Source organism: Actinomadura sp. WMMA1423 (assembly GCF_006547145.1).
Classification (GTDB): Bacteria; Actinomycetota; Actinomycetes; order Streptosporangiales; family Streptosporangiaceae; genus Spirillospora.
Map to the genome: position 1 here is coordinate 9,231,468 of NZ_CP041244.1, position 22,024 is coordinate 9,253,491.

The window sequence follows — 22,024 nt, forward strand, 5'->3', positions numbered from 1 at the left end:
CCACAGTGGGTGATGGCGGCGGCAGAGGTGCCGTCGAGAGGCGGAACGGAGGGGGCATGGCGGTCGAGGGCAAGGCGGGAACGCTGCGCGGTCGCGAAGCCGAGATCACCGAAGTGGCCGGACGGATCTCGCGGGCGAGCGCCGGACGCGGCGGCGTCCTCCTCGTCGAGGGGCCTCCGGGCGTCGGGAGGAGCCGCCTCGCGGAGGAGGCGCGGTCCCTCGGCAGGCACCTCGGGATCCACGTCCTCGGCGGGACGGGGGAGCGGGAGCGGCAGCGCGGCCCGTTCAGCGCGCTGACGGGCGCGCCGGCCTCCGGCGGACCCTCCCTTCCCGACGCAGATGACCTCCGGGCGCTGTCCGAACCGGAAGAGCTGCGCTTCTGGCTCGTCCGGACGGTGGAGGACCGGTTGCGGCGGGCGGCTCTGCGGCGACCGCTCCTCGTCGTCATCGATGACCTTCACCGGTGCGACCCCGGGACGCTCCTGGCGCTGCGCATCCTCCCGGCCCGGCTCCGCTCCCACCCGATCCTCTGGCTGATCACCGTCCGTACCGGGCCGCTCGGCTCCGGCGTGCGGGCGGCGCTGCGCGGGCTCGCCGACGCCGGCGCCCGCACGATGCGCCTCGACCGGCTGCCGGAGGACGCGGTCGCCGAGATCGCCCGGGACCTGCTCGGCGCCGAACCGGGCCGCGACGTCCTCGACCTGCTCCGGCAGGCCGACGGCCTGCCGCTCCTGGTGACCGGGACCGTCCGCGGCCTGCTCCGCGAGAACGCCGTCACCAGGAAGGGCCCGGTCGCCGGCCTGACCGGTCCACCCACCCCGGTCTGCCCGTACGGCTCGGTGGAACGCCTCCTGAGCCATCTTTCCCCGACCGCCCAGGACGTGCTCCGGCACGCGTCGGCGCGCGGCCGCGAGCTGGAGGCCCGCCGGCTCGCCGACCTCTCGGGGCGCACGCTCGCCGAGGTCGTGGGGGCCCTCCAGGAAGCGGTGGACGCCGGTCTCGTCCTCCCCACGGAGCCCCTCACGTTCCGGCACGACATCGTCCGCGAAGCCCTTCGCGAGGCAGCGTCGAACACGCTGCCCCACACGGTCTCCGAGGCGGTGCCCGACCTGGGGTCCGCCGCGGTGCGTCGCAGGTCGCGCAGGCCGCCCACCGCGAGCCCGGCGGAGGGCTGGAGCGCGCTCACGCCCGCCGAGCGGCGGGTCGCCGTGCTCGTGGCGGAGGGGGCGACCAACCGCCAGGTCGCCGAACGGCTCTTCCTGTCACCCGCCACGGTCGGCACGCACGTCATGCACGCCTTCCGAAAACTCGGCGTGAACTCGCGCGTTGAATTGGCTCGGTCATACCTGGAGAACGACGCGGCCTGACCATTCAACAGGACAAAGTCGGAACCGTGTTCTCGGTGCGGTTCCGACCTTTCCGCGTACCTGGGAATTTAATCGAATCGGTTGTCGAGCTACCCCTCTGACCTGAGCTTCTTCAATCTCATGCATTCATGTCATGCCTTGGTCGAACCAAAGCGAGAAGGTGAACGCATGAGAATCTCGCGCCCCGGAAACGGCCCATCTGAGACCGGTCAGGAAGCCGGAAGCGGACACCTTCGTCGTGAGGTTGGAATGAGCATCGTCGTTGAAGATCGAGACCGGACGGACCCTCTCGACCAGGCCGCCGCGACGTTCACCGAGGTGCGTCCGCGCCTCTTCGGCATCGCCTACCGGGTGCTCGCCGACCCGGCGGAGGCGGAGGACATCGTCCAGGAGACCTGGCTGCGCTGGCAGGGCTCCGATCCCGCGACGATCGTCAACCCGCCGGCGTTCCTTGCGCTGATCGCGACCCGGCTCTCCATCAACACCGCGAGGTCCGCCCGCGTCCGCAGCGTGACTCCCCTGGGCCCCCGGTTGCCCGAACTCGTCGACGCCGGCTCCGACCCCGCCGCCGGGGCCGAGCGGGGCGAGGCGCTCGAACGCGCCCTGCTGGTCCTGCTGGAAACGCTCACCCCGGCCCAGCGGGCGGCCTACGTCCTGCGCGAGGCCTTCGTCTACCCGTACGAGCGGATCGCCGAGATCATCCAGCTGAGCCCCGTCAACGTCCGCCAGCTGGTGAGCCGCGCCCGCAGGCACCTGAACACCGCCCGGCGCGAACCGATCGACGTCGCCGAGTACCGGCGCTTCGTGGCCGTCTTCCTCGACGCCGCCCAGAGGGGCAACGTGGCCGCTCTGGAGGACCTCCTCGCGGAGGACGTCCTCGGTGCCCCGGCGGGCGACCGCGCCGGCGCCGACGCGGCGTGATCACCGGTCGGGCCGGCGTTGATCGCCGACAGTGATCGGCCGGTCGCTGTTTGTGCTGACGCGTGGAGGGGACTTCCGTGCTGCGAGGGGAGTCATCCGGCCGCGGCGGCTTGCGACGCGTTCACCGCCGATGGGGAGACCGAGCAGGCGAGTCCAGGGGAGGCAGGGTGCCGGCACTCCACGACGTTCTGCAACGGTTCCGTCCTGCGGGGGCGCCAGGGCCCGCAGGAGCTGCCCCGTCGGAGCGCCGGCCGGTGGAGGACGAGCTGGAACCGGTCTTCGCCCGCCTGGAGGAGGCCGAGGAGGAACGGCGGCGCGTGGTCGCGGCGGCGCGCGACCGGGCGCGGGCCCTCACCGGAGCGGCTCGCGAGGAGGCCGCCGGCCTGGTGGAGCGGGCGCGGGCCGCGGCCGCCGGACGGCGGGCGTCGGCCGCGGCCGAGGCACGGCAGGCGGCGGACGAGGAGGAGCGGGCCCTGAGGGCCTCCGCGGAGGACGAGGCACGACGGATCCGGGAAGCCGCGGCGGCCCGGCTGGACGGTCTGGTGGACCGCGCCATGGGGTTCGTCGGCGACTTCCTGGACGAGACGAGGGCGGCGCCATGAGCGCGGGCTTCGTCGCCGGACAGGTCCGCGCCCGGGCACTCGCGCGCGACGTGCTCGGCGCGGAGCGGGCCAGAGTGGTCGCGCAGGCGGGCTCCCTGCCGGAGGCTCTGGCCGGCTTGTCGGCGACGCCCTATGGGAAGGGGCTGCCGGCGGCACCGGAGCTGGACGCCGCGCAGCACGCGGTCGCCGGCTCGCTGCTCTGGCGCCTGCGTGTCCTGGCGGGCTGGCTGCCGCCCCGGGCCGTGATCGCCATGCGGACCATGGCCGGATGGTTCGAAGTCGCGAACATCGACGGTCTGCTCCAGCGTCTGGCGGGCCGTCCCGCCGAGGAGCCGTACGCGCTCGGGGCGCTCGCCACCGCGTGGCCCGTCCTGGCGGACGCGCCGGACACGGCGTCGGTGCGGGAACGCCTGGCCGCCACACCGTGGGGCGACCCCGGGGCGGCCGACCCGTACGGCATCCGGTTGTTCCTCAGGCTGTCGTGGGCCTCGCGCGTCTCCTCCCTCGGTGCGCGCGCCGGCGACTGGGCGGCGGGCGCCGCGGCCGTGCTCGTCGCCGGAGAGCGGTTCGGCGAGGGCAGGGGGCTCCCCGAGAGGTCCTCCGGGCGGGCCGCGCGGCTTCTCGGGCGGGCCGCGCTGGAGGCGCCCACCTTGCCCGCCATGGCCGGCCGCCTCGGCCGGAACGCCCGCTGGTCCCTCGAAGGCATCGAGGACGCCGCCGGCCTCTGGCGGGCCGAGAGCCGGTGCTGGCGGCGGCTGGAGCAGGACGGCGAGTCGATGCTGCGCGGCTCGGCGTTCGGCGTCGACCAGGTCGTCGGGGCGGTGGCCGTGATGGCCGCCGACGTCCGGCGGGTCCGCGCGGCGCTGGAGGCGGCGACGCTCGGTGGCGGATCGGTGGAGGCCTACGATGAGGTGGCCTGATCTGTTGCCGGTCCGGATGGCGCGCGTCGCGGTCGTGGCCCCCGCCGAGTCGCTGCGCGACGCCCTGGCGCGGGTGGCGGACGCCGGAGTGGTCGAGCCCGACCCCGGCCCACCGAAGCGGGAGGGCGGGGGAGGACCCGGACCGGCCGTTCTCCCGTTCGCTCCCGATCCGCGGTGGCTGGCCGAGCGGAGCCGCCCGGATGTGGTCGAGGGCGAGGCGTGGCTGGAGGAGCACGCCGCCGCCGCCGTCCGGAAGGGGCACGTGGCCGCGGTCGTCGGGTGGATGCCCCGTGCGGCCCATGCCGGGCTGGCCGCCAGACTCGCCGAGGTCGGCGCCGCTCTGGTGCGGCTGCCGCACCCGCGCGGCGTGGAGGCGCCCACCCTGCTGCGGGGGGAGGACCGGAAGGACAGCCTGCGCGGCTCCCTCGTGCCACTGGTGGAGACCTACGGACCCGTCCCGTATGCCGACCTCGATCCGACCCCGCTCGCGTGGGCGGCCTACGTCCTGATGTTCGGGATCATGTTCGGCGACGCGGGCCACGGGCTGATGCTGCTGGCGCTCGCCGCGGCGCTGGCGGCGGGACGGCCCCGCCCGCTGGCACGGTGGCGGCGGGCATGGCCGTTCGTGCTGGGCGCCGGGGCGGCCGGCACGGTCTTCGGAGTCCTGTACGGGGAGTTCTTCGGGCCGACACACGTCGTGCCCCGGCTGTGGCTGTCGCCGCTCGACAGCCCGGTCGAGCTCATGGTGTTCGCCGTGGGACTCGGGGCGGCGCTGCTGGCCGGCGCCTACGTGCTGGGCATCGTCAACCGCTGGAGAGAAGGCGGCTGGTCCGCGGCACTGTACGAGCCCTCGGGCATCTCCGGCGCGTCGGTGTTCCTCGGGCTGGGAGCTGCGGCGGGCGGCCTCCACCTCCACCGCGCCGTCCTCGCCGTCGCGGGCGCCGCCGTCGCGGTCCTCGGCCTGGTGCTGGCCTTCACCGGGTTCCTGGCCAGGTCGGGCGGCGGCGGCGCGGGTGCCGTCGAAGCCGGGGTGGAGCTCTTCGACCTGGTCGTGCGGCTCGGCGCCAACGTGGTCTCGTTCGCGCGGCTGGCGGCGTTCGGCCTGACGCATGCCGCGCTGGCGGCGGTCGTCTGGACGGGAACCGCCGCCCTGTGGCGCCACGGCGGCGTCATGCAGGTCCTCGCCGCCGCCCTCTTCGTCCTCGGGACGGAGGTGACCTTCGCCCTGGAGGCGCTCGTCGCGGGCGTGCAGGCGCTGCGGCTGGAGTACTACGAGCTGTTCTCCCGGCTCTTCAACGCGCAGGGGCGGCCGTTCCGGCCCTGGCACATTCGCATGACGGCAGAGGAGGTGGACGCCCCATGTCCACGGGCGTGATGGCCGCCGGGCAGGTGGCGGCCTCGAACTGGGCCCCGTACGTGGGCGCCGGGATAGCGGTCGCCGGGGCCTCGATCGCCGCCGGCGTCGCGGTCGCCTACACCGGCGCCGCGGCGCTCGCCGCGCTGAGCGAGCGCCCCGAGCTGTTCGGCCGCGCGATGGTCATCGTCGGGCTCGCCGAGGGCATCGCCATCTACGGACTGATCATCGGCATCATCCTGATCGGGAAGGCATGAGCCCCGCCGACCGCGTCACAGGCGGTGGGGCGGGCAGTGGCCCGGACCGCGCCGCCGGTGGCGCCGCGCCCGCCGATCGCGGTCGGATCGCCGTGCTGGGGGAGCGCGCCCGCGTGGAGGGCTACGGTCTCGGCGGGGCGCTGGTCAGCCCGGCGGACGGCCCGGCCGAGGTCCGGTCCGCCTGGGAGTCGCTCGACGACCGGGTGGCCGTCGTCGTGCTGACGCCGGCCGCCGCCGCGGTCCTGGAGGACGCACCCCGCCGGCGTCCCGGCACCCTGACCGTGGTGATGCCGCCGTGACCGGTGCCCGGGACATCGTGGACGCGCTCGCACCGGTGCGCGGGGCCCTCGCGGACAGAGCCCGAACCGAGGCCGCCCGGCTGGTCGCCGACGCCGAGCGCGACGCCGCCGCGACCACCGGCGGGGCCCGCGCCGAGGCGGCCCGGATCCTGGCGGAAGCGCAGGCGGCCGGACGCGCCGACGGGGCACTGGCCGCCGCGGTGGCGCGCTCCCGGGCGCGAGCGGCGTCGCGCGCGATCGTCCTGCGGGCGCGCAGGCAGGCTTACGACGAACTGCGCCGCCGGATCCGCCGCGAGGTCCGGGCCCTGTTCGACGGCCCTGACGCCCCGGCGAACGAGCGGGCGCTGACGGCCAGGGCCCGCGGGCTGCTCGGAACCGGAGCGCTGATCGGGCGGGCCGGCGGCGGCGGTCTTGTCGCCCGCGTCCCCGACGCGGAGGTGGACCTGTCCGCCGACGCCCTCACCGACCGGGCGATGGCGGCCCTGGGGACGGAGGTGGCGGAGCTTTGGGCGCCGAGGTGACCCGCGTCAACGGCCCCCTCGTGGAGACGTCCGGCCTGCGCGGCACGGCGATGAACGACGTGGTCGAGCTCGGCCCGGCCCGCCTCCCCGGCGAGGTCGTCGCGCTGGAGGGCGATGCGGCCACCGTCCAGGCCTACGAGTACACCGGCGGGCTCGCGCCCGGCGCGGCGGCCGCCGCGACCGGCCGCGCCCTGTCCGCCCCGTTGGGCCCCCACCTGCTCGGCGGCGTCTTCGACGGGCTGCTGCGCCCGCTCAGCGCCGCCGGGGTCTGGCTCGACCCGTCGACCCGTGCCCTGCGGGCGGACGCGCGCGAGGCCGAGTACTGGCCGATCCGGCGGCCCCGCCCCTACGCCGAGCGGCTCGACGCGGACAGGCCCCTGCACACCGGCCAGCGCGTCATCGACCTGCTCTTCCCCGTGCCGTTCGGCGGGACCGTCGCCGTCCCCGGCGGCTTCGGGACGGGCAAGACGATGCTGCTGCAGCAGGTCGCCAAGTGGTGCGACGCCGACGTGATCGTCTACGTGGGGTGCGGCGAGCGCGGCAACGAGATGTCCGACGTGCTCGAGGAACTCGCGGAGCTCGACGACCCGCGGACGGGCGGCCGGCTCGCCGAGCGCACCGTCGTCATCGCCAACACCTCCAACATGCCGATGATGGCCCGCGAGGCGGGCGTGCACAGCGGCGTCACCGTGGCCGAGTACTTCCGCGACCAGGGCAGGGACGCCGTGGTCATCGCCGACTCGACATCGCGCTGGGCCGAGGCCCTGCGCGAGTTCGCCTCCCGGGCAGGGGAGCTGCCCGGCGAGGAGGGCTATCCGGCGGCGCTGCCCTCCGCGCTCGCGGCCTTCTACGAGCGCGCCGGACGGGTCCGCACGCGGGACGGCGCCGAGGGCTCGGTCACCGTCATCGGCGCGGTGTCCCCGCCGGGCGGCGACATGACCGAGCCCGTCACCGCCTACACCGAACGTTTCGTGCGGGCGCGCTGGAGCCTGGACAAGGACCTGGCGTACTCGCGGCACTATCCGGCGGTCTCCTGGTCGGGGTCCTTCGCCCGGGACGTCCCGGTCCTGGCCCGCGGCCACGCCGCCGCCGGAGACCCGGAGTGGGCGGCCCGCCGCGCCCGCACGGCGGGCCTGCTCGCCGAGGCGGACCGCCTGACCGCCCTCGCCGAACTCGTCGGCACCGGCACCCTGCCGGCCGCCGAACGCGTGGCGCTCGTGGCCGGGCGCCTGCTGCGGGAAGGCGTCCTTCAGCAGAGCGCCCTCAGCCCGACCGACGCGTCCTGCACTCCCGAGCGCACCGCCGCGCTGACCGACGCCGTCCTCGCGGTGGCCGACCGGTGCCAGGACCTGGCCGGGAGGGGCGTCGCCGTCCCGGCCATCGAGGACCTGGACTACTCGCCCCTCGTGCGGGCCCGCGAGGACGCCCCGACCGTGGCGGACGTCCAAGACCGCCGCGACACGATCCTGAGCAGGCTCGAGGGCCTCTCGTGACGGAAGAACCCTCCAGGCCGCCGCGAGGGGCGGCGGGACACGACGATTGGCCGAGGCCCTCCTACACCGGGATAGCGCGGGTGCGCGGACCGCTCGTGGTCGTGACGGGCGCAGGCGCCGTCGGATGGGACGAGTTCGCCGACATCCAGGTGGCCGCGCCTGACGAGCCCACCGGAACCACCCAGCCCGCGGACACCGGCAAGCCCGCGGACACCGACGACGCCGCGGGCGGCGAGCGGCATGGGCTTGTGCTGGACACCGCGCGCGACCGCGTGCTCGTGCAGGTGCTCGAGGGCACCGGCGGCCTGCGCGCGGAGGGCATGCGCGTCACCTTCAGCGGCGCGCCGCTGCGCGTCCCGGTCGGGACGGCGTGGCTCGGGCGGGTCTGCGACGGGATGGGGCAGCCGCTCGACGGCGGCCCGCCGGTGCTGGGCGGCGCCGACGCCCCGGTGGCCGGCGTCCCCCTGAACCCCGTGCACCGCGAACCACCGGCCGAGCCGGTGCTGACCGGCGTCTCCGCCATCGACGCGCTCACCACGCTGGCAAGGGGCCAGAAGCTGCCGATCTTCTCCCGCGCCGGGCTCCCGCACCTGGAGCTGGCCGCCCAGATCGCGGCGCAGGCGTCCGCGGGCGACGAGCCCTTCTGCGTCGTGTTCGCCGCGATGGGCCTCACCCACACCGACGCCGCCGCCGTCCGGGAGACCCTGGAAGGCCGCTCCGCCTCCGGCGAGCTGGTGCTGCTGCTCAACCTCGCCGACGCCCCCGTGATCGAACGGACCCTCACGCCCCGCATCGCGCTGACGGTGGCCGAGCACCTCGCCTTCGAGGAGGGGCGGCACGTCCTGGTCGTCATGGGCGACATGACATCCTACTGCGAGGCGCTCCGCGAGGTGTCCGCCGCCCGCGGGGAGATCCCCGCCCGCCGCGCCTACCCGGGCTACCTCTACAGCGACCTCGCCTCGCTGTACGAGCGGTGCGGGCGCGTCCGGGGGCGGCCCGGCTCCGTCACGCTCGTCCCCGTGCTGACCATGCCGGGCGGCGACATCACGCACCCCGTTCCCGACCTGACGGGTTACATCACCGAAGGCCAGATCGTCCTGTCCGACGAGCTGCACGCGCTCGGCGTGTACCCGCCTGTCGACGCGCTGGAATCGCTCTCGCGGCTCATGCGCAAGGCCGCCGGGCCCGGCCGCACGCGCGGGGATCACCTCGACGTCGCCGCGCAGACGACTGCGGCCCTCGCCGGCGCCCGCCGCGCCCGCGAACTCGGCGAGCTCATCGGAGCCGACGCCCTCAGCGACACCGACCGCCACTACCTCGACTTCGAGCGCGCCTGCCGCCAGACCCTCATCGCCCAGGAGAGGACGGAGTCCCGCCCACTGGAGCGGACCCTGGACAGGGCGTGGCGGGCGCTCTCCGCCCTGCCTCGCCGCGAACTCACGATGCTGCCGCGCGAGATGATCGACGACCACCTGGGGCGGGAGCCGTGAGCACGGGACCGCAGGGGCGCGCTGGGCGGCTCTGGCTCCGGCAGCGCATCACCGCCGCCGAGGCCGCCCTCGACCTGCTGGAGCGCAAGCTCGCCATCCTCCGGGACGAGCAGGGCCGCCTCCACCGGCTCGCCGACCGCACGGGCGGGGAATGGCGGCGCCGCTGCCGGGAGGCCGACAGGCTGCTGGTGCGCGCCGCGCTGCTGGGTGGACGCCGCGTGCTGCCCCTGGCCGCGACCGGTGAGCAGGCCGGCCTGACCGTGGAGCACGCGACGCTCATGGGCGTGAGCTACCCCGGGCGCATCCGCTTCGAGGTCGCCGACCGGCCCGCGCCGTCCCCGTCCGGCATCGCCCTGGCGCCGGCGCGGCGGGCCTGCCGTGCCGCGCTCGACGCGGCCTGCGCCCACGCCGCCGCGGCCGCCGCGGCGGCCACCGTCGATGCCGAGGTCGCCGCCACGCGGCAGCGCATCCGCGCGGTCGAGCGCCGCCGCCTCCCCACGCTGCGCGCCGCGCTCGGCCGGATCGAGGTCGCCCTGGAGGAGCGCGAGCGCGAGGACGGCGCTCGCCTGCGCCTGATCGCGGGCCACGGCGACCGGGGCCGCTAAGTGCTCGCCAAGTTCGACCAAAACTCCCTCAACAGGCGCTTTGCTTCGCCTGCCACTGGAAGAACCCTGGGGGAGGTAGGCCAGGGGGCGGCGGCCGTGGTCGGCGCCGGGGAGCGAAAGGGAAAGCCGCCTTGGGCGACGTCGTGTTCGTTCTGCTGACGGTGGCGGTGTTCGTCCTGCTCGGCTTCGTGGTGAAGGGCCTGGAGAGGCTGTGACGGTCGAGAACACGATCGGGCTCGTTCTGGCCGTGCTCCTGACCGTCCTCCTGGTCGTCGCCCTGCTGTTCCCGGAGCGCTTCTAGATGAGTTCGACCGTCGCCGGGATCGTCTTCATCGGCTCCCTCGTCGTCGCTCTGGCGCTGGCGTACCGGCCGCTGGGCGACCACATGTACCGCGTCTACAACGGGACGAGGCACGCGCGAGTCGAACGGACGGCCTACCGCCTGATCGGGGCGGCCCCGGACGCCGAGCAGACCTGGTCCGCCTACGCGCGCAGCGCCCTCGCCTTCTCGGCCGTCGGCATCCTGTTCCTGTACGGGCTGCAACGCCTGCAGAACCACCTGGTGCTGAGCCTGGGCCTCCCGCCGGTCGAGCCGGACCAGGCGTGGAACACGGCCGTCAGCTTCGTGACCAACACCGACTGGCAGTCGTACGCGGGCGAGTCCACGATGGGCGACCTGGTGCAGATGTCCGGGCTGGCGGTGCAGAACTTCGTGTCCGCCGCCGTCGGCATGTCGGTCGCGATCGCGCTGGTGCGCGGCTTCGCCCGCAGGCGGACCGACCGGCTCGGCAACTTCTGGGTCGACCTGGTCCGCGGCACCCTGCGGATCCTGCTGCCCATCGCGTTCGCGGCGGCCCTCGTCCTGGTCGCCGGCGGGGTGGTGCAGAACTTCTGGAACGCCGGCGACCACGTCGCCCCGACGATCGCGGGCGGGCACCAGGCGATCACCGGCGGGCCGGTGGCGAGCCAGGAGGCGATCAAGCTGCTGGGGACCAACGGCGGCGGGTTCTTCAACGTCAACTCCGCCCACCCGTTCGAGAACCCCGCCGCCTGGACGAACTGGCTTCAGATCTTCCTGCTCCTGGCCATCGCGTTCTCGCTGCCGCGGACGTTCGGCCGGATGGTCGGCGCCGACGCGCAGGGCTACGCCATCGTCTCGGTGATGGCGACCCTGGCGATCGTCGGCGTCGTCCTCGTCCAGGTCTTCCAGCTCATGCACCACGGCACCGTCCCGACCGCGGCCGGCGCCGCGGCGGAGGGCGTGGAGGTCCGGTTCGGGGTCCCCGACTCCGGCGCGTTCGCCGCCGGCACGACGCTCACGGGGACCGGCGCGACGGACTCCTCCCACGACTCCTACACCAGCCTCGGCGGCATGATGACGATGGTCGGCATGATGCTCGGCGAGGTCGCGCCCGGCGGCGCCGGCTCGGGCCTGTACGGGATCCTGATCCTGGCGGTCATCACCGTGTTCGTGGCGGGGCTGATGGTGGGGCGCACCCCCGAGTACCTGGGCAAGAAGATCGGCGGCCGCGAGATCAAGTTCGCGGCGCTGTACTTCCTGATCACACCGGTCCTGGTCCTGGTGGGGGCGGGCGCGGCGATGGCGACGGGCGAGGGCAGGGCCGGGATCCTGAACCCCGGGCCGCACGGGCTGTCGGAGGTGCTCTACGCGTTCACCTCGGCGTCCAACAACAACGGCTCGGCGTTCGCGGGCCTCACCTCCGACACCGTCTGGTACAACACCGCGCTGGGGCTGTGCATGGCCCTCGGCCGCTTCCTGCCCATGGTCTTCGTGCTCGCCCTGGCGGGATCGCTGGCGCGGCAGGGCCACGCCCCCGCGTCGGAGGGCACCTTGCCCACGCACCGGCCGCAGTTCGTCGGCCTGGTCGTCGGCGTCACGGTCGTCCTCGTCGCGCTGACGTTCCTGCCCGCGCTGGCGCTGGGGCCGCTCGCCGAAGGCCTCCACACGTGACCGCGCCGCCCCCTGATCGCCGGCCCCCAGGCTCCAGGGGCCCCCACCTCGGGAAGGCACGCCTCCGGAAGACTTCGCCGCGGCCACCGGAACGCCAGCGCGCTGACAGGGGACGGGGCGGACTGGTCGACTCGAGGCGGCTGGTGAGCTCTCTCCCGGACGCGGTGGCCAAGCTCGACCCGCGCACGCTGTGGCGCAATCCCGTCATGCTGATCGTCGAGGTCGGCGCGGTGTGGACCACCGTCCTGGCCGCGCTGAACCCGAGCGCCTTCGCCTGGCTGATCACGGTGTGGCTCTGGCTGACCGTCCTCTTCGCCAACCTCGCGGAGGCGGTCGCCGAGGGCCGCGGCAAGGCCCAGGCCGACTCGCTGCGCAGGGCGAAGACCGATGCCGTCGCCCGCCGCCTGCTCGACTGGACGGCCGGGCGGGAAGGCGCCCGGGAGGAGGCGGTCCCCGCCCCCGGACTGCGGGAGGGCGACCACGTCGTCATCGAGGCCGGGGAGGTCGTTCCGGGCGACGGGGACGTGGTCGAGGGCATCGCGAGCGTGGACGAGTCGGCGATCACCGGCGAGTCCGCGCCCGTGATCAGGGAGTCGGGCGGGGACCGGTCGGCGGTGACCGGCGGGACGAGGGTGCTGTCGGACCGCATCGTCGTGAAGATCACGCAGCGGCCGGGGGAGTCGTTCATCGACCGGATGATCGCGCTGGTCGAGGGATCGAGCCGGCGGCGGACGCCGAACGAGATCGCGCTGCACATCCTGCTGGCCGCCCTGACGGTCATCTTCCTTCTGGCGGTGGCGACGCTCCAGCCGCTGGCGATCTTCTCCAGGGCCATCAATCCCGGCGTCGGCGACACCCCCGCACTCGACGCGCACGGTGTCACCGGGATCGTGCTGGTGTCGCTGCTGGTGTGCCTGATCCCGACGACGATCGGGGCGCTGCTGTCGGCGATCGGCATCGCGGGAATGGACCGGCTCGTCCAGCGCAACGTGCTGGCGATGTCGGGACGCGCGGTGGAGGCCGCGGGCGACGTCAACACCCTGCTGCTGGACAAGACGGGCACGATCACCCTCGGGAACCGGGAGGCGGCGGCGTTCCTGCCCGTCCAGGGCGTCGGCGAGGACGAACTGGCGGACGCGGCGCAGCTGTCCAGCCTCGCCGACCGGACCCCCGAGGGCCGCTCGGTGGTGGTCCTGGCCAAGCGGCGCTACGGCCTGCGGGAGCGCGCCCCGGGGGAGTTGACGCGGGCGACCTGGGTGCCGTTCTCGGCGCAGACCAGGATGAGCGGCGTCGACCTGGGCGCCTCCGGCGACGGCGAGTCCGGGGAGGGCGCACCCGGGGGCGGTGGCGGGCCCGACCGGATGCTGCGCAAGGGCGCCGCCGGAGCGGTCGCCGAGTGGGTGCGCGGGCGGGGCGGGACGGCCCCGGCGGAGCTGAGCCGCGTGGTGGACGGCATCTCCGCCTCCGGCGGCACCCCGCTGGTCGTGGGCGAGGCCGCGCACGGCGCGGCGAGGGTCCTGGGCGTCATCCACCTCAAGGACGTGGTCAAGGCGGGGATGCGGGAGCGGTTCGAGGAGATGCGCCGGATGGGCATCCGCACCGTCATGATCACCGGCGACAACCCGCTCACCGCCAAGGCCATCGCGGACGAGGCGGGCGTGGACGGCTTCCTCGCCGAGGCCCGGCCCGAGGACAAGCTCGCCCTCATCGAGAAGGAGCAGGAGGGCGGCCGCCTCGTCGCCATGACCGGCGACGGCACCAACGACGCCCCCGCCCTCGCCCAGGCCGACGTCGGGGTGGCGATGAACACCGGCACCTCCGCCGCCAAGGAGGCGGGGAACATGGTCGACCTCGACTCCGACCCCACCAAGCTCATCGAGATCGTGAAGATCGGCAAGCAGCTCCTCATCACGCGCGGCGCCCTGACCACCTTCTCGATCGCCAATGACATCGCCAAGTACTTCGCGATCATCCCGGCGATGTTCGCCGGCCTGTACCCGGGCCTGGACGCGCTCAACGTCATGCGGCTGCCCAGCCCGCAGTCGGCGATCCTGTCCGCTGTCGTGTTCAACGCGCTGATCATCGTCGCGCTGATCCCGCTCGCGCTGCGCGGCGTCCGGTACCGGCCGAGCAGCGCCTCCAGGCTGCTCTCGCGCAACCTCTGCGTCTACGGCCTCGGCGGCATCGCCGCGCCGTTCGCCGGCATCAAGCTCGTCGACCTCGTCATCCAACTGATTCCAGGGATGTCATGACATGTTCAACCCGATCTGGGTCCGGCGGCATCTGGCCGCGCTCCGCGCCCTGCTCGTGCTGACCGTCCTGTGCGGCGTCGCCTACCCGCTCGCCGTGTACGCCGTCGCCCAGGTGCCGGGCCTCAGGCACCGCGCGGACGGCTCGACCGTCTCCCTGCACGGCCGGACGGTCGGCAGCGCTCTGATCGGCCAGTCGTTCACCGGCCGGGACGGCGCGCCGCTCAGGCGGTACTTCCAGAGCCGTCCGTCCGAGGCCGGCGGCGGCTACGACCCCACCGCCACCGCCGCGAGTAACCTGGGACCCGAGGACACCGTGGACACCCTCCCCGCCCCCAGACCGACTACGGGGCCAGGCGCTGAGCCGCCCCCGGCGGATGGGGGCGGCAGGCAGAGCCTGCTCACCCGGGTCTGCTCACGGAGCAAGGCCGTGGGCGACCTCGAAGGCGTCAGCGGGGCGCGTCCCTTCTGCACTCCGGGCGGGGTCGGCGCGGTGCTGGCGGTGTTCGGAAAACGCACGCCCGACGGCACCGTCCCGCACCCGACCCGGGTGGTCAGCCTGAACGAGGAGCAGGGCATGGTGAAGGCGCCGTTCCTCGCCACCTACAAGGGCGTTCCCGTGGAACCGGCCCGGTTCGGCGAGGACTACGCCGACGGCCTGGTCGTCCCGATCAGGGGCGGAGCGCCCGCGGATCCGGTCGTCCCGGCCGACGCCGTCACGGCCGGTGGCAGTGGCCTGGACCCGCACATCTCGCCCGCCTATGCCGCCCTCCAGGTCCGCCGGGTCGCCGCGGCCCGCGGCGTCGCCGAAGACCGGGTGAGGCGGCTGGTCGAGGACGGCACCGATGGGCGCGACCTCGGCTTCATGGGCGAGCCGCGGGTGAACGTCCTCGAACTGAACATCGTGCTGGACCGGAGATACCCGGTCCGCGCCTGAGACCGCGAAGGCCCGGCCCCGCGGTCTCAGGCGCGGACTTCGCTTCCGGGCGGGGGCCGTCCCGCCGGGCGCCACTGCGGCGGACGCGGCGACTGGAGGTGTGATGGGGCGCGGCAGGTTGCGCATCTACCTGGGCTCGGCGCCCGGCGTCGGCAAGACCTACGCCATGCTCGCCGAGGGCGGGCGCCGCGCCGGACGCGGGACCGACGTGGTGGTCGGCTTCGTGGAGACCCACGGCCGGCCCCGCACCGCCGCGCTCCTGGAGGGCCTGGAGATCGTCCCGCGCGCGGCCCTCACCTACCGCGGCGCCGCCTTCACCGAGATGGACACCGACGCCGTCATCGCCCGGCGCCCCCAGGTCGCGCTGATCGACGAGCTGGCCCACACCAACGTGCCCGGCTCCCGCGACACCAAGCGGTGGCAGGACATCGAACGGATCCTGGACGCCGGAATCGACGTCGTCTCCAACGTCAACATCCAGCACCTGGAGTCGGTGAACGACGTCGTCGAGCAGATCACCGGGGTGCCGCAGCGCGAGACCGTCCCCGACGAGGTGGTCCGGCGCGCGGACCAGGTCGAACTGGTCGACATGACGCCCGAGGCGCTGCGCCGCCGGATGGCGCACGGCAACATCTACCCGCCCGAGAGGATCGACGCCGCGCTCGGCAACTACTTCCGGGCCGGCAACCTCATCGCGCTGCGCGAGCTGGCCCTGCTGTGGCTGGCCGACAAGGTCGACGACCAGCTCGACCGCTACCGCGCGGACCACGGCATCGCCGGGACGTGGGAGGCGCGCGAACGCGTCGTCGTGGCGCTCACCGGCGGCCCGGAGGGCGACACCCTGATCCGCCGCGCCGCCCGCGTCGCCGCCCGCACCAAGGGCGCCGACCTGCTCGCCGTGCACGTCGCCCGCAGCGACGGGCTGGCCGACGTGGGTCCCGCGCACCTGACCAGGCAGCGCGCCCTGGTGGAGAGCCTCGGCGGCAGCTACCACCAGGTCGTCGGCTCCAACGTGCCGGACGCGCTGCTCGACTTCGCCGCCGGCGTCAACGCCACCCAGCTCGTCCTGGGCGCGTCCCGGCGCGGAAAGACCGCCCAGCTGTTCTCGCCGGGGGTCGGCGTCGCCACGACGGCGCGGTCCGGCTCCATCGACGTGCACCTCGTGACGCACGAGGAGATCGGCCAGGGGCGCCGCTGGAGGGCGCGGCGCGCGGCGGCGCTTCCGGCCGTCCGCCGCTGTGCCGGGTTCGCGCTGGCCGCCGCCGGGCTGCCGCTGCTGACCGTCCTTTTGGCGCACATGCGCGTGCAGGTGCCGCTGGCCAGCGATATCCTGCTCTTCCAGGCCGCGGTGGTCGGGGTCGCGCTGGTGGGCGGGCTGCTTCCGGCGCTGTTCGCGGCGGTCGGCGGCTCCCTGCTGCTGAACTACTACTTCACCCCTCCCATCGGGCGGTTCATCGTCGAGCGGCCCCAGTCGCTGCTCCAGCTCCTCGTCTTCGTGGTGGTGGGGGTGACGGTCAGCGTGGTCGTGGACGTCACGGCCCGCCGCGGCCGGGAGGCGGCGCGGGCCCGCGCCGACGCCGAGGTGCTGTCCACCCTCGCCGGGGACATCCTGCGCGGCGAGCACGGGGCGGCCACCGCACGCGGCCACCCCTACGGCGCCCTCGGCAGCATCCTCGAACGGCTCCGCGAGACCTTCGCGCTGACCACGGTCACGCTGCTGGAGCGCGACCCCGACGCGCCGCTGACGCCCGACACCCTCCGCGACCCGCACTGCTGGGAGGTCGTGGCCAGCACCGGGGGCGACCCCTGCACCAGCCCGGACGCCGGGGAGACCGACATCCTCGTCGAGGACGGAGCGCTGTCCCTCGTCCTTCGGGGCCGGACCATGCCCGCCTCGGACCGGCGCGTCCTGGAGGCCTTCGCGGCCCAGGCCGCCGTGGCGCTGCACCATCAGCGGCTGGCCGACAAGGCCCGGCAGGTCCGGCCGCTGGAGGCCGCCGACGAGCTGCGCACGGCGCTGCTCACCGTCGTCAGCCGTGATCTGCGCGCTCTGCTCTCCTCCGCGAGGGCAGCCCTCGACGGCCTGCGGGGCCCGGACGCCGCTCCGGGCGGCGCACGCCATGACGAACTGGTCGCCACGGCCGCCGGCTCCCTGGCCCGGCTCGACCACCTGGTCGCCGACCTGCTGGACATGAGCCGCCTGCGATCCGGCTCGCTCGGCGTCTTCCCGCGCCGGGTCGCCGCCGGGGAGGCCGTCTCCCGCGCCGTCCCCGGCGGCTCCGCAGACCGGGACGCCGTCGAACTCCAGATCGCCGAAGGGCTGCCCGAGATCGTCGCCGACCCGGCGCTGCTGGACCGCGCCCTCGCCAACCTCATCGCCAATGCCGTCCGCTTCAACCCGCCGGGCGGACCCGTCCTCGTCACGGCCAGCGCGCTCGGTGACCGCGTGGAGGTCCGGGTCGTCGACCGCGGTCCCGCCATCCGGCCCGCCGACCGCCCCTTCCCGCCGCTCCGGCGCCTCGGCGCCCGGGACGACGAGACCGGCGTCGACCTGGCCCTCGCCCGCGGACTCGCCGAGGCCATGGGCGGCTCCCTCACGCCGGAGGAGACGCCGGGCGGCGGTCTGACCATGGTCCTCACCCTGCCGGCCCGCCGCCCGCCGTCCGGACCGCGGACGCCGCCCGGGACCCCGTCCGCGACGCCGTCCACCGAGGCGCCCGCCGCCGCGGGCGAGGACACGCCGGAATCCGATCTCGCCGATCCGCTGATCATCGACCGGGTCGCCGCCTGGCGGGACCGCATCAGCCACGGCAAGGACCGCCCCGTCCCGCCGGAGTCCCCTCCCGAGGGCCGCCACCGCCCCGACTGAGCGCTTCCACGGGCCCTTCCGGAGGTCGTCTGCACGGTCGGTTTCGCCGAATTGGTGGTCGGGCCCGATGGCAGGGCGCCCGGACGGCGGTCATGGTGGAACCTCAGGTCATCGGTATCGCTGACCTGCGTGCGGGGACCGGCGGGGGAGGACACATGGCCAGGGCCCTCCTGAGGGGCGACGCGGCGGCCGCCGCCCCGTCCCCTCGGGGCGAGCTGCTGCCGGGCTTCCTCACCTGGACGTCGCTCGCGGCCCTGGCCTTCCTCGTCCTGATCACGATGCTGGTCATCGCGTCGCTGCGCGTGGTTCCCGAAGGGGAGCGCCTGGTCGTCACCCGGCTCGGCGGTCCTCCGACGGTGCGGGGGCCCGGCCGCGTGCTGGCGGTGCCGGGCGTCGACCGGTGGATCCGCGTCCCTCTGCGATGGCCCCCGCTGGATGTGTGGGTCGAGGCGCCCACCCGCGACGGGGTTCTCCTGCGGCTGAAGGCGATGGTCCTCGTGTCGGTGTCCGACCCGGCCCGCTACGCACTGCGGCCGGTTCCGCAGGCGGCGGCGGTCAGCGTCATCGTGGAGGGCCGGTTGCGCCGGCACGTCGCCGACCGGGACCTGGGCGAGGTGGGCGGACTGGCCTCCGGCCGGACCGACCCGCTGACCCCCGACCTGGCGGAGGCCGTCGGCGAGTGGGGCCTGACGATCACGCTGCTCGAAGTCGTCCGAGCCGACGTCCCCCTTCGCGGCCTCGACCGCTGGCTCGCCGCCCGCAGCGCCGTCTCCCAGGAGGAGCCGCGGCCGCGCCAGTGATCGCGCCATCGGCCGTCATCTATTGGCGCAGCGCCAATAAGGGTCTAGGGTTGCGGTGCGCGATCCGGCCGAGCGGCGAGTCGCGCACACGGGGGTTGGCCTGGTCACCTGACCCGAGGGGACGGAATGAGCATCTACGAGTCGATCGGCGGCGAGGCCGCCCTGACGGCGGTCGTGGACGACCTCTACGAGCGGATCCTCGCCGACGACACCCTGAGCGGCTTCTTCGTCGGCACGAAGCTCAACAGGCTGAAAGGCCGCCAGGTCGAGTTCTTCGGGGAGGCGCTCGGCGGACCGATGGCCTACCAGGGCGGCACGATGAAGGACGTCCACCTCGGGCTCGGGATCGAGCGCGCCCACTTCGACCGGGTCGTCGAGCACCTGGCGGCCTCGCTCGCCGCGGCGGGCGTCCCGGAGCGGACCATCGGCGAGATCGCCGCCGTGCTGATGCCGCTGGCCGACGACATCGTGTCCGGCCGGTCCACGCCGAGGGCGGCCGCGACGGAGTGAGTGCGCCGGGAACGGGGTGCGCGGCGCCGGCCGGGGAGAGCAGGTGATGCGTCTGTACCTATTGGTATGTACACTGCGGGGGTGAGTGCACGGGAGCGGTTGGTGGAGAGCGCGCGGGAGCTGCTGTGGGAGCGCGGCTACGTGGGCACGAGCCCGAAGACCATCCAGGAGCGGGCCGAAGCCGGCCAGGGCAGCATGTACCACCACTTCGCGAGCAAGCAGGACCTTGCTCGCGCCGCCATCGACCGCACCGCCGAGGAGATGCGCGAGGCCGTCGACGCCCAGCTGTCCGGGCCCGGGCCGGCCGTCGGGCGTATCGCCGCATACCTGCGCCGGGAGCGGGACGTCCTGCGGGGGTGCCCCATCGGACGGCTCACCCAGGACCCCGACGTCATGGCCACGCCCACGCTCCGCGGGCCCGTCGAGGAGACTTTCGCCTGGCTGCGCGCCCGGCTCGCGGCGGTGGTGCAGGAGGGAGCGGACCACGGAGAGCTGGAGTCCTCCGTGGACCCCGACTCCACCGCGGCCGCGATCGTCGCCACCCTCCAGGGCGGATACGTGCTCGCCCGCGCCGCGGGTGCCTCCGAGCCCTTCGAGCAGGCGATCGCGGGAATCCTCGCTCTGCTCGACGCGCGTACCGTCCGCTGACCCCTTGAGGAATGCCATGCAGATAACCCACGCACCCGTCGGCGGCGCCGCCGCTCCACCCGAATGGTTCACCGGTGACGCGTGGATCGCGCCGCTGGCCGAGCCCGGTGGAGGGGCGCCGACGCAGATCGACAGCGTCCGTTTCGCCCCCGGAGGCCGCACCGTGTGGCACCGGCACCGGCTCGGACAGGTGCTCGTCGTCACCCAGGGGACCGGGCGCGTGCAACGGCGCGGCGGGCCGGTCGAGACGATCCAGACCGGCGACGTCGTGCGCATCGCTCCCGGCGAATGGCACTGGCACGGCGCCGCGCCCGACCGCCCGATGACGCATCTGGCCATCGAGCCGATACCGGCCGAAGGCGACCCGGCCGAGGCGGGAGAGCCGGTCGGCGACGGCGAGTACCGCGGTGACGCGGCGCGGGGCGTCCCGCCGATCACTCGTACGGTGCTCCTCGATCAGGTGCTGGCGCCGCCTCGCGGCACGCACAGGGTCGAGGTCCGTCGCATCACCATCGCGCCCGGCCGGGAGGCGGGCCTCCACGTGCACAACGGTCCGGTGTTCGGGAGCATCGAGACCGGCTCGGCGGTCTACCAGATCGAGGGCGAAGCGGCGGCCGTCCTCGGCCCCGGGGACGTGTTCTACGAGCCCGAAGGCGCCCGGGTCGCGCGCTTCGACGCCGAGGAGGAGGGTGTGACGTTCCTCGGGTACTTCCTCCTCGGCGCCGGCCAGACGGCCGAGATCGAGTTTCCGGCCCGCTGAGCGCGGCGCACCGCGGGAGGAGTGCTCTCCGCGTGGCATGGCGCCGCGCGAGGACGGGCGTCAGGAGTCCAGCCGCCTCAAAGCGGTGGCCAGCCTCTCCTTGGCCTCGTCGGCGACCGGACCCAGGTCGGCACGGTCGCTGACCGACACCATGACCTGCGGGTCCAGCGCCTCGACGACGGTCTCGTCGCCGTCGGTCCGGATCACGACGTTGCAGGGCAGCAGCAGGCCGATCTGCCGGTCGACGCCGAGCGCCTGATGGGCGAGCCCCGGATTGCAGGCACCGAGGATCAGGTAGGCCTCCATCGCCTCGCCGAGCTTCTCGCGCAGGGTGGCCCGCACGTCGATCTCGGTCAGCACGCCGAAGCCCTGGTCGTCCAGGACCGCGCGCACCTGCTGGACGGTCTCGCCGAACGGCCGGTGCAGCCGGAGGCTGATCGCGTAGTCCATGATGCTCCCCCCTTGGGGGATGCCTTCCCTGAGAGGCCCGCGCCCACGCGGGCGCCCTGCGACCGTTCGGTCCCGTCACGGCTGCGCGGCTTCATCGTGTGGCGGTTTGTCATGCATCCATCACATACGTCCGCTGGGGTGCCCGCCGGTGGTCTCGGCCCAGGAATAGGCGGGTCTGGGCACGGGTTCCTATACCCATAGGGGTATCAGGCCGAGAGCGGGGGAGCGGGATGGAGCTGGACAGGGACGCGCTCGACGACGTCGTGGTGCGGCTGAAGCGGGCGCAGGGCCAGATCGGCGGCGTCGTCAACATGATCGAGGAGGGACGGGACTGCGCCGACCTGGTCACCCAGCTGGCGGCCGTCTCGCGCGCCCTGCACCGGGCCGGTTTCAAGATCATCGCTACCGGCCTGGAGCGCTGCGCCATGCCGGAGAACGCGGGCACCGACCAGGCCGCCGTCGACCGCGCGCAGCTGGAGAAGCTGTTCCTGGCCCTCGCATGACATGAACCGGCCCGCCGAGCGGTGAACGTCCGGTCCGCCGCGCCCCGGAGCGGCCGGTCAGTCTTCTATCGTGATGCCGAACCCCTCGACCAGCAGGTCCCGCAGCCCGGCCTCGGCGAGCTGCATCCCCGTCATCCGCGCGTTCATGATCCGCACGTTGGACATGCGCGAGTCGAACGCCCGCAGGTTCGCCAGGTCCGCGTCGGCGAACGCGCACTCGGCGAACCCGGCCCGGTGCAGCACGACCCCGGAGAAGCCGGTCCGCACGAACCGGCAGCGCTCGAAATCGACGTCCTCGACCCCGTCCGGGTCGTCCATGGAGAGTGCGTCCGCGCCGTACTCCAGCGACAGGTACTTCCCGTCGTGGCGGATGTGCCGCTCGACCTTCCCGGCGGGCGTGAGCCTGCGGGGGATCTGCGGCGGTCTGGGCTCTCTCACCGGTGAGGAAGGCGCGGAACGAGCGGGCATGGCGCCGACCCTACTAGCCGACCTCACTC

At 74.3% G+C, this 22,024-nt stretch carries 23 protein-coding genes; 21 read left to right on the forward strand and 2 right to left on the reverse strand.

Features of this window, described 5'->3' with window-relative positions:
- The first annotated feature begins 56 nt into the window (after positions 1–56).
- The 20 genes from FKD65_RS42520 (at position 57) to FKD65_RS42615 (ending at position 20,574) form a co-directional block, all read left to right on the forward strand.
- Positions 57–1,367 carry a helix-turn-helix transcriptional regulator gene (locus FKD65_RS42520; protein ID WP_141585775.1) on the forward strand — a complete coding sequence of 437 codons (1,311 nt, stop codon included), beginning with the start codon at positions 57–59 and terminating at the stop codon, positions 1,365–1,367.
- A gap of 249 nt (positions 1,368–1,616) precedes the next feature.
- Positions 1,617–2,288: a sigma-70 family RNA polymerase sigma factor gene (locus tag FKD65_RS42525; protein WP_141585777.1), complete on the forward strand. Its 672-nt coding sequence runs from the start codon at positions 1,617–1,619 to the stop codon at positions 2,286–2,288.
- Between the two features lie 254 nt (positions 2,289–2,542).
- Positions 2,543–2,890: a hypothetical protein gene (locus FKD65_RS42530; RefSeq protein ID WP_141585779.1), complete on the forward strand. Its 348-nt coding sequence runs from the start codon at positions 2,543–2,545 to the stop codon at positions 2,888–2,890.
- Positions 2,887–3,810 (forward strand): hypothetical protein, encoded by a 924-nt coding sequence (locus FKD65_RS42535; RefSeq protein WP_141585781.1) that lies wholly within the window; start codon positions 2,887–2,889, stop codon positions 3,808–3,810. The genes FKD65_RS42530 and FKD65_RS42535 overlap by 4 nt, the downstream gene beginning before the upstream one ends.
- Complete coding sequence (locus tag FKD65_RS42540; protein WP_141585783.1) at positions 3,797–5,185, forward strand: V-type ATPase 116kDa subunit family protein; 1,389 nt, start codon at positions 3,797–3,799, stop codon at positions 5,183–5,185. Before FKD65_RS42535 ends, FKD65_RS42540 begins: the two co-directional genes overlap by 14 nt.
- Entirely contained in the window at positions 5,170–5,421 is a 252-nt protein-coding gene (locus tag FKD65_RS42545) for an ATP synthase subunit C (protein ID WP_205718473.1), read from the forward strand. Before FKD65_RS42540 ends, FKD65_RS42545 begins: the two co-directional genes overlap by 16 nt.
- Positions 5,418–5,720: a hypothetical protein gene (locus tag FKD65_RS42550; protein WP_141585785.1), complete on the forward strand. Its 303-nt coding sequence runs from the start codon at positions 5,418–5,420 to the stop codon at positions 5,718–5,720. Before FKD65_RS42545 ends, FKD65_RS42550 begins: the two co-directional genes overlap by 4 nt.
- A complete protein-coding gene (locus FKD65_RS42555; RefSeq protein WP_141585787.1) occupies positions 5,717–6,241 on the forward strand; it encodes a hypothetical protein in 525 nt (174 codons plus the stop codon). The genes FKD65_RS42550 and FKD65_RS42555 overlap by 4 nt, the downstream gene beginning before the upstream one ends.
- Positions 6,226–7,734 carry a V-type ATP synthase subunit A gene (locus FKD65_RS42560; protein WP_205718474.1) on the forward strand — a complete coding sequence of 503 codons (1,509 nt, stop codon included), beginning with the start codon at positions 6,226–6,228 and terminating at the stop codon, positions 7,732–7,734. The genes FKD65_RS42555 and FKD65_RS42560 overlap by 16 nt, the downstream gene beginning before the upstream one ends.
- A gap of 71 nt (positions 7,735–7,805) precedes the next feature.
- Positions 7,806–9,224: a V-type ATP synthase subunit B gene (locus FKD65_RS42565; protein WP_368367279.1), complete on the forward strand. Its 1,419-nt coding sequence runs from the start codon at positions 7,806–7,808 to the stop codon at positions 9,222–9,224.
- A complete protein-coding gene (locus FKD65_RS42570; protein ID WP_168221384.1) occupies positions 9,221–9,829 on the forward strand; it encodes a V-type ATP synthase subunit D in 609 nt (202 codons plus the stop codon). The genes FKD65_RS42565 and FKD65_RS42570 overlap by 4 nt, the downstream gene beginning before the upstream one ends.
- Before the next feature lie 211 nt (positions 9,830–10,040).
- Positions 10,041–10,130, forward strand: coding sequence for a K(+)-transporting ATPase subunit F (gene kdpF, locus FKD65_RS42575; protein WP_141585793.1), 90 nt, complete (start codon positions 10,041–10,043; stop codon positions 10,128–10,130).
- Positions 10,131–11,801 (forward strand): potassium-transporting ATPase subunit KdpA, encoded by a 1,671-nt coding sequence (gene kdpA, locus FKD65_RS42580; RefSeq protein WP_141585795.1) that lies wholly within the window; start codon positions 10,131–10,133, stop codon positions 11,799–11,801.
- A gap of 143 nt (positions 11,802–11,944) precedes the next feature.
- Complete coding sequence (gene kdpB / locus FKD65_RS42585) at positions 11,945–14,053, forward strand: potassium-transporting ATPase subunit KdpB (RefSeq protein ID WP_302931577.1); 2,109 nt, start codon at positions 11,945–11,947, stop codon at positions 14,051–14,053.
- A gap of 1 nt (position 14,054) precedes the next feature.
- Positions 14,055–14,987: a potassium-transporting ATPase subunit C gene (locus FKD65_RS42590; RefSeq protein ID WP_141585799.1), complete on the forward strand. Its 933-nt coding sequence runs from the start codon at positions 14,055–14,057 to the stop codon at positions 14,985–14,987.
- Between the two features lie 103 nt (positions 14,988–15,090).
- Positions 15,091–17,856, forward strand: coding sequence for a DUF4118 domain-containing protein (locus tag FKD65_RS42595; RefSeq protein WP_141585801.1), 2,766 nt, complete (start codon positions 15,091–15,093; stop codon positions 17,854–17,856).
- A 155-nt stretch (positions 17,857–18,011) separates the two neighbouring features.
- Positions 18,012–18,656, forward strand: a complete 645-nt coding sequence (locus FKD65_RS42600) for an SPFH domain-containing protein (protein ID WP_168221385.1) — start codon at positions 18,012–18,014, stop codon at positions 18,654–18,656.
- A 126-nt stretch (positions 18,657–18,782) separates the two neighbouring features.
- Positions 18,783–19,166, forward strand: a complete 384-nt coding sequence (locus FKD65_RS42605) for a group 1 truncated hemoglobin (protein WP_141585805.1) — start codon at positions 18,783–18,785, stop codon at positions 19,164–19,166.
- Positions 19,167–19,247: 81 nt separating this feature from the next.
- Positions 19,248–19,814: a TetR/AcrR family transcriptional regulator gene (locus tag FKD65_RS42610; RefSeq protein WP_240809868.1), complete on the forward strand. Its 567-nt coding sequence runs from the start codon at positions 19,248–19,250 to the stop codon at positions 19,812–19,814.
- Between the two features lie 16 nt (positions 19,815–19,830).
- Positions 19,831–20,574 (forward strand): cupin domain-containing protein, encoded by a 744-nt coding sequence (locus FKD65_RS42615; RefSeq protein WP_141585809.1) that lies wholly within the window; start codon positions 19,831–19,833, stop codon positions 20,572–20,574.
- Positions 20,575–20,634: 60 nt separating this feature from the next.
- On the opposite strand, the gene FKD65_RS42620 is transcribed toward FKD65_RS42615, so the two are convergent.
- Positions 20,635–21,024 (reverse strand): DUF302 domain-containing protein, encoded by a 390-nt coding sequence (locus tag FKD65_RS42620; protein ID WP_141585811.1) that lies wholly within the window; start codon positions 21,022–21,024, stop codon positions 20,635–20,637.
- 230 nt (positions 21,025–21,254) lie between these two features.
- Here FKD65_RS42620 and FKD65_RS42625 point away from each other — a divergent pair, with 230 nt between their 5' ends.
- Entirely contained in the window at positions 21,255–21,527 is a 273-nt protein-coding gene (locus tag FKD65_RS42625) for a metal-sensitive transcriptional regulator (RefSeq protein ID WP_141585813.1), read from the forward strand.
- A gap of 57 nt (positions 21,528–21,584) precedes the next feature.
- On the opposite strand, the gene FKD65_RS42630 is transcribed toward FKD65_RS42625, so the two are convergent.
- Positions 21,585–21,965 carry a pentapeptide repeat-containing protein gene (locus FKD65_RS42630; RefSeq protein ID WP_168221386.1) on the reverse strand — a complete coding sequence of 127 codons (381 nt, stop codon included), beginning with the start codon at positions 21,963–21,965 and terminating at the stop codon, positions 21,585–21,587.
- Positions 21,966–22,024 lie beyond the last annotated feature (59 nt).